Here is a 569-nt window from a genome sequence, read left to right as displayed (position 1 = left end):
TCAGGGATAGAGGTTTTGTCTTCTTTTCTATCTTCTACTGGATTATCCATATGTTTATTAGGTCTGCCTGCAGACTCAACTAAGGTAGCATCTATAATTGCTCCTTTGGCATTATTTATCGATAAGCCTAATGCTTCTAACTGTTTGTTAAATTCTTTAAGTAGCCTTTTATACTTTTTCTTTTCTATTAATAAGTTTCTGAACTTATTAATAGTACTATAATCAGGTAAGTTAGATGTTGGCGTAAAACCTGTGAAATACATGAAATCAATTCTTAGTCTTAAACTAGAAGCTAATTCTCTATCGCTTAGACTATACCACTGTCCTAACAATAAAAGTTTAAACATCATTATACAATCATAGGCAGGTCTACCTTGCCTCGTTATATCTTGAGTATAGATACCTTTAAGTGTTTTCCTGAATTTTTCAAAGTTAACTAACTTATTTAGTTTTACAAATTTATTATCATTACCTAATGATTCTTCTAAACCTAAAAAGAAAAAATCCATAACTACTAAAAATATAAATATCTACGATATCTATATTTTACAAAAGTTCATAAGTTTAAT

At 28.5% G+C, this 569-nt stretch carries 1 protein-coding gene; it reads right to left on the bottom strand.

All coding sequences use genetic code 11. From position 1 onward, the window contains the following. The coding region (locus F3D57_RS10205) for a transposase (protein WP_150466178.1) at nt 1-509 on the bottom strand (509 nt) is incomplete at its 3' end. Nucleotides 510-569: the final 60 nt, after the last annotated feature.

Source organism: Francisella sp. SYW-2 (assembly GCF_008711475.1).
Taxonomy (GTDB): domain Bacteria; phylum Pseudomonadota; class Gammaproteobacteria; order Francisellales; family Francisellaceae; genus Francisella; species Francisella salimarina.
The sequence above is the reverse complement of the archived record's forward strand: the minus strand, read 5'-3'. Positions and strand labels throughout refer to the sequence as shown.